The 6423-nt window shown below is 72.7% G+C and carries 5 protein-coding genes; 1 reads left to right on the top strand and 4 read right to left on the bottom strand.

Going from position 1 to position 6423, the window contains the following annotated elements:
- Window positions 1–3 precede the first annotated feature (3 nt).
- The gene (locus tag ABEB07_RS37905) at window positions 4–657 is read left to right on the top strand and encodes a peptidoglycan recognition protein family protein (RefSeq protein ID WP_345672604.1); all 654 of its coding nucleotides are present in this window, start codon (window positions 4–6) and stop codon (window positions 655–657) included.
- Window positions 658–681: 24 nt separating this feature from the next.
- On the opposite strand, the gene ABEB07_RS37900 is transcribed toward ABEB07_RS37905, so the two are convergent.
- The 4 genes from ABEB07_RS37900 to sucB all read right to left on the bottom strand — a co-directional run.
- Window positions 682–1200 (bottom strand): DUF4240 domain-containing protein, encoded by a 519-nt coding sequence (locus tag ABEB07_RS37900; protein ID WP_176151915.1) that lies wholly within the window; start codon window positions 1198–1200, stop codon window positions 682–684.
- Between the two features lie 206 nt (window positions 1201–1406).
- On the bottom strand, window positions 1407–4109 hold the full coding sequence (gene aceE, locus ABEB07_RS37895; RefSeq protein ID WP_176148663.1) for a pyruvate dehydrogenase (acetyl-transferring), homodimeric type: 2703 nt from the start codon (window positions 4107–4109) through the stop codon (window positions 1407–1409).
- A 360-nt stretch (window positions 4110–4469) separates the two neighbouring features.
- Entirely contained in the window at window positions 4470–5093 is a 624-nt protein-coding gene (locus ABEB07_RS37890) for a GntR family transcriptional regulator (protein WP_345672603.1), read from the bottom strand.
- Window positions 5094–5385: 292 nt separating this feature from the next.
- Window positions 5386–6423, bottom strand: a 1038-nt coding sequence (gene sucB, locus ABEB07_RS37885) for a 2-oxoglutarate dehydrogenase, E2 component, dihydrolipoamide succinyltransferase (RefSeq protein ID WP_345672602.1), incomplete at its 5' end; no start/stop codon positions are given.

Genomic DNA, 6423 nt, shown 5'->3' with positions numbered 1-6423 from the left:
CCGGTGCCCGCGGGCGCGGTCGCGCCCCGCGCCGCCGGGCACGGCGCGCCCCGGCCGCGCATCCTGCCCCGGTCGGCCTGGCTGGACGCCACCGCCCGGCACGCGCAGCCGCCGCCGCGCTACGACGACAGGGTGGTCGCCGTCTTCGTCCACCACACCGACTCGCCCAACGCCTACGCCTGCGCCGAGGCGCCGAGCATCATCCGCCATCTGTACGCGGGCCAGACGGGCGTACGCCAGTGGGACGACATCGGCTACAACTTCCTCGTCGACCGCTGCGGCACCATCTACGAGGGCCGGGCCGGCGGCGTCGAGCGCGCCGTCACCGGCGCCCACACCCAGGGCTTCAACCACCGCACCGCGGGCATCGCGGCGATCGGCACCTTCACCGCCGGGACGCCCGTGCCGCAGGCCATGACGGACGCGATCGCCGCGCTGGCCGCCTGGAAGCTGGGGCTGGCCGGCGTCGATCCGCGCGCCGGGGTGGCGCTGGTCTCCAGCAACCGGCACAGCCGCTACCAGCCGGGCACCACGGCCCTGCTCCCGGCCGTCGCCGGGCACACCGACGGCTTCCCGACCAACTGCCCGGGCGCGGCCCTCACCGTCCGCCTGCCGGCCATCCGGGACGCGGCGGCCCGCCTCCAGGGCAGGTCCTGACCCGCCCGGGACTCCGGGCGCGGCCTACTCGCGGAACCGGTCCCACAGGCGCGGGTAGCGCTGGGCCAGTGCCCCATCGTCCTCGAACTCCACCGGCGTGCCCTCCGGCTCGGCCGGCGCGGGCGGGATGCCGAGGTCGGGGGCGACGGCACCGGTGAGCTGCTCGTAGGCCTCGTCGGCCGCGTAGCCCAGCTCCTCGCCGTCGCCGTCGATCTCCTCGTCGAAGTCGTCCAGCAGGTCGGCGAGCGCGTCCGGGTCGTGCAGCGCCCCTTCGTACACCTCCCGGCCCTGGCCGATCAGCCAGCACCGGAAGAAGTCGAACGCGTCGTCGCTCGCCCCGTCCAGCAGCACCCAGGCGGCGCCCCACAGGTCCCAGCGGTAGGCCCGGTTGTAGCGGGCCTCGAAGTGGCGTGCGAAGTCGAGGACCAGCTCGGGGTCGCAGTCGAGCAACCGCTCCACCAGCAGATCGGCCTGCTCCTCCGGATCGCCCTCGGCGGCCTCGCGCGAGGCGTCGATCAGGTCCCAGAACTCCGTCTCGTCCATCACGCGTTCCAGCATCGGCCCTGGGGCCAAGGGGCGCACGTGGAGTGCGGCGGATCGTTATACGCGCCCCGACCACCCCCAGGGGCCCCGCACGCCCCCGTACGAGCCGGAAACGGGGAGAACAAAGAGAACGGGGAGAACGGGGAAGGGGCACGGCGTCGCGCCGCACGCCTTCCCCGTCACTTCCCGTCATTCAGCAGACCTGATCACAGGCCGTACTTCTCCCGGGCCTCCTTGACCGCCGCGGCCTTCACCTCGCCGCGCCGGGCGAGCTGGGCCAGGGCGGCGGCGACGATCGACGGCGCGTCGACGCCGAAGTGGCGGCGGGCGGCGTCCCGGGTGTCCGACAGACCGAAGCCGTCGGCGCCCAGCGAGGACCAGTCCTGCTCGACCCACTGCGCGATCTGGTCCGGGACCTGGCGCATGTAGTCGGAGACGGCCAGCACCGGACCCTCGGCGCCCTGGAGCGCCCGGCGCACGAACGGCACCCGCTCCTCGCCGCGCAGCAGCGCCGCGTCGGCCTCCAGCGCGTCCCGGCGCAGCTCGGTCCAGGAGGTCGCGGACCACACGTCGGCGGCCACGCCCCACTCCTCGGCGAGCATGCGCTGCGCCTGAAGAGCCCAGTGGATCGCCGTGCCGGAGCCCAGCAGCTGGATGCGCGGGGCGTTCGCCGGGACGGTCAGGCCGGCCGACTCCGCCGTGTTGAAGCGGTACAGGCCCTTGACGATGCCCTCGTCCACACCGGCGGCCGACGGCTTGGCCGGCTGCGGCAGCGGCTCGTTGTAGACGGTGAGGTAGTAGAAGACGTTCTGGTCCTCGCCCTCGGCCGCCTCGCCGTACATCCGGCGCAGGCCCTCCTTGACGATGGCCCCGATCTCGTACGCGAACGCCGGGTCGTAGCTCAGCGCGGCCGGGTTGGTCGCGGCGATGACCGGGGAGTGGCCGTCGGCGTGCTGGAGGCCCTCGCCCGTCAGGGTGGTGCGGCCGGCCGTCGCGCCGACGAGGAAGCCGCGGCCGAGCTGGTCGCCGAGCTGCCACATCTGGTCGGCGGTGCGCTGCCAGCCGAACATCGAGTAGAAGATGTAGAACGGGATCATCGCCTCGCCGTGCGTCGCGTACGCGGACGACGCGGCGATGAAGTCGGCCATCGAACCGGCCTCGGTGATCCCCTCGTTGAGGATCTGCCCGTTCTTCGCCTCCTTGTAGTACATCAGCTGGTCGCGGTCGACCGGCTCGTACGTCTGGCCCTTGGGCGAGTAGATGCCCAGCGACGGGAAGAGCGACTCCATGCCGAAGGTGCGCGCCTCGTCGGGGACGATCGGCACCCAGCGCTTGCCGGTCTCCTTGTCGCGGACCAGGTCCTTGACCAGGCGGACGAAGGCCATGGTGGTGGCGACGTTCTGCGTGCCGGAGCCCTTGTCGAAGGCGGCGAACGCCTTGTCGGCGGGGGCGGGCAGCGGGGCCACCGGGTGCACGCGGCGGGCCGGGGCCGGGCCGCCGAGGGCCGCGCGGCGCTCCTGGAGGTAGCGCACCTCGGGGGAGTCGGCGCCGGGGTGGCCGTAGGGGACCTGGCCGTCGGCGAACGCGCTGTCGGCGATCGGCAGCTCCAGCAGGTCGCGCATCGCCTTGAACTCGTCCACCGTCAGCTTCTTCATCTGGTGGTTGGCGTTCTTGGAGGCGAAGCCCTCACCGAGGGTGTGGCCCTTGACCGTCTGGGCCAGGATCACCGTCGGTGCGCCCTTGTGCTCCAGCGCGGCCTTGTAGGCGGCGAAGACCTTGCGGGACTCGTGGCCGCCGCGCGAGAGGTGGAAGCACTCGATGATCTTGTCGTCGCTCAGCAGCTTCGCCATCTCGGCGAGCGCCGGGTCGGCGCCGAAGAAGTCCTGGCGGATGTAGGCGGCGTCGCGCGTCTGGTACGTCTGCACCTGCGCGTCGGGCACCTCGCGCAGCCGGCGTACCAGCGCGCCCGTGGTGTCGAGCTGGAACAGCTCGTCCCAGGCCGAGCCCCACAGCGTCTTGACCACGTTCCAGCCGGCGCCGCGGAACTGGGCCTCCAGCTCCTGCACGATCTTGAAGTTGGCGCGGACCGGGCCGTCCAGGCGCTGGAGGTTGCAGTTGATGACGAAGGTGAGGTTGTCCAGCTGCTCGCGGGAGGCGAGCGCGAGGGCGGCCGTGGACTCCGGCTCGTCCATCTCGCCGTCGCCGAGGAACGCCCACACGTGCGAGGCGGAGACGTCCTTGATGCCGCGGTTGGTCAGGTACCGGTTGAACCGGGCCTGGTAGATCGCCGACAGCGGGCCGAGGCCCATGGAGACGGTCGGGAACTCCCACAGCCAGGGCAGCCGCCGCGGGTGCGGGTAGGACGGCAGGCCGTCGCCGCCGGACTCCTGGCGGAAGCGGTCGAGGTGCCGCTCGGTGAGCCGGCCGTCCAGGAAGGCGCGGGCGTAGATGCCGGGGGAGGCGTGGCCCTGGATGTAGAGCTGGTCGCCGGAGCCGTCGCGCTCCTTGCCGTGGAAGAAGTGGTTGAAGCCGGTCTCGTACAGCCAGGCGGCGGAGGCGAAGGTGGCGATGTGGCCGCCGACGCCGTACTTGCTGCCGCGGGTGACCATCGCGGCCGCGTTCCAGCGGTTCCACGCGGTGATCCGGGCCTCCAGGGCCTCGTCACCGGGAACGGCGGGCTCGGCGCCGGTCGGGATGGAGTTGACGTAGTCCGTCTCCAGCAGCTTGGGCAGCGCGACGCCGGTGCCCTCCGCGCGCTCCAGTGTGCGGCGCATCAGGTACGCGGCACGGTGCGGCCCGGCCGCCTTGGCAACGGCGTCCAGGGAGGCCTGCCATTCGGCGGTCTCCTCGGGGTCGCGGTCCGGGAGCTGGTCGAGCTCGCTCGGCTGGATGGCGTTGGGGTCGGTCATGTCGCCGCCTTCCTCAGTCGAAGGGGGTTCCCTCATCTGCGTAAGGGTTCGGGGGTGCCCTTGGTCTTTGGCAGGACAGGGCGCGGGACTCCGGTGAGAGCCCGTCGGCGACTCTAACTCTGTGATCGATGATCGATCAAAGGGTTGAGGGGCAAAACCTCTCGATTCCGAGAAAGTCGGCACGGGGTGCCTCCGGCGGTGGCACCGGGTGACCTTGAATGGAGGGTGTTTTCGCAGGTGAGCGGGGGTCGGCTCGGGTGCGCCCCGTAGCTCGGGTCGGGGCGTCACCGGGCGGGTGCGGGTGCGTTGTGGTCGATCGCGCAGTTCCCCGCGCCCCTTTCCGGGGCGCGAGGAGTCGCCTCAGGGGCGCGGGGCGCAGCCCAGGACGTGGGACTTGACCAGCTCCGGGATGCGCGGGTCGCGGCGGCGGAACGCGGCGACCAGCTCCTCGTGCTCCTCCGCGTACGACTGCTGCACCGTCCCCAGCCAGCGGATCGACAGCGCGGTGAAGACCTCGATGCCCAGCCCCTCCCAGGTGTGCAGCAGCACCGAGTTGCCGGCCGCCCGCACCAGCTCCCGGTGGAAGCCCACCGTGTGCCGCACCTGCCCGGTGCCGTCGGCCCGCCGGTCGGCCTCGTAGAGCGCGCTCACGTGCGGCTCCAGGGCCGAGCAGTCCCCGGCCAGCCGGTCGGCCGCCAGCTCCGCCGCGATCGCCTCCAGACCGGCCCGGACCGGGTAGCTCTCCTCCAGGTCGGCGGCGGTGAGGTTGCGGACCCGTACGCCCTTGTTCGGCGCGGACTCGATCAGCCGCAGCGACTCCAGCTCGCGCAGCGCCTCCCGCACCGGGGTCTGGCTGACCTCCAGCTCGGTGGCGATCCGCCGCTCCACGATGCGCTCGCCCGGCTTCCAGCGACCGCTGACGATCCCCTCCACGATGTGCTCGCGGATCTGTTCGCGCAGCGAGTGGACGACGGGCGCGGTCATGGGTGCTCCTCCCGGGGGCTGACGTTTAGACAATACGGCGGGCGCGGGGTCGGGGTAGCGGGCCTGGGGATGCTTTTGCGCAGGTGAGACGAGACTTACACGGCGGGGGCGGCGGGCGGCGCGTTATGGCGCGGTTCCGTCCGCTGTGCGCCGGCTGCGCGCCGTTTGTGGCTGGTCGCGCGGTTTCCCGCGCCCTGGGCGGCGGCGGCCGCCCCCGCGGGTCCGGCGCAACGGCGGCGCCCCGCCCGGAGGAGTCCGGGCGGGGCGCCGTGGTGCGGGGACGACAGGGGGCTCAGAGGCCGAGTTCGACCTCGAACTCGCCCGCCTCCAGGATCGCCTTGACCGCCGTCAGGTAACGGGCCGCGTCGGCGCCGTCCACCAGGCGGTGGTCGTAGGAGAGGGTCAGGTACGTCATGTCGCGGACGCCGATGACCGTGCCCTCCTCGGTCTCGATCACGGCGGGGCGCTTGACGGTGGCGCCGATGCCGAGGATCGCGACCTGACCCGGCGGCACGATGATCGTGTCGAACAGCGCGCCGCGCGAGCCGGTGTTGGAGATGGTGAAGGTCGCGCCGGACAGCTCGTCCGGAGTGATCTTGTTGGCGCGGACCTTGCCGGCCAGCTCCGCCGTGGCCTTGGCGATGCCCGCGATGTTGAGGTCGCCGGCGTGCTTGATGACCGGGGTCATCAGGCCCTTCTCGGAGTCCACCGCGATGCCGACGTTCTCGCTGTCGAAGTAGGTGATGGTCCCCTCGGCCTCGTTGATCTTGGCGTTGATGACCGGGTGGGCCTTCAGCGCCTGCGCGGCGGCCTTGACGAAGAACGGCATCGGGGAGAGCTTGACGCCCTCGCGCGCCGCGAAGGAGTCCTTCGCCGCGGCGCGCAGCCGCATCAGCCGGGTCACGTCGACCTCGACCACCGAGGACAGCTGCGCCTGCTCGTGCAGCGCCTTGACCATGTTGTCGCCGATGACCTTGCGGATGCGCGGCATCTTGACGGTCTGGCCGCGCAGCGGGGAGGTCTCCAGGGCGGGGGCCTTCTTCGCGGCGGGCGCGGCGGCGGCAGCGGCCGGAGCCGGCGCGGCGGCCTTGGCGGCCTCCGCGGCGGTCAGCACGTCCTGCTTGCGGATGCGGCCGCCGACGCCGGTGCCCTTGACGGAGGACAGGTCGACGCTGTTCTCGGCGGCGAGCTTGCGCACCAGCGGGGTGACGTACGCGCCCTCGTCGGTCGCCTGGGCGGCGGCCGGAGCGGCGGGAGCGGCCGGAGCGGCCTGGGCCGGAGCCGGCGCCGGGGCGGCGGGCTGCGCCGGGGCGGCGGGCTGGGCCGGGCG

Source organism: Streptomyces similanensis (assembly GCF_039543625.1).
Taxonomy (GTDB): domain Bacteria; phylum Actinomycetota; class Actinomycetes; order Streptomycetales; family Streptomycetaceae; genus Streptomyces; species Streptomyces similanensis.
The sequence above is the reverse complement of the archived record's forward strand: the minus strand, read 5'-3'. Positions and strand labels throughout refer to the sequence as shown.

Bases quoted from the DNA above. Each gene is read 5' to 3' on its own strand.
- ABEB07_RS37900 (WP_176151915.1), bottom strand. From the start codon at position 1,200: ATGGACGAGACGGAGTTCTGGGACCTGATCGACGCCTCGCGCGAGGCC.
- aceE (WP_176148663.1), bottom strand. From the start codon at position 4,109: ATGACCGACCCCAACGCCATCCAGCCGAGCGAGCTCGACCAGCTCCCG.
- ABEB07_RS37890 (WP_345672603.1), bottom strand. From the start codon at position 5,093: ATGACCGCGCCCGTCGTCCACTCGCTGCGCGAACAGATCCGCGAGCAC.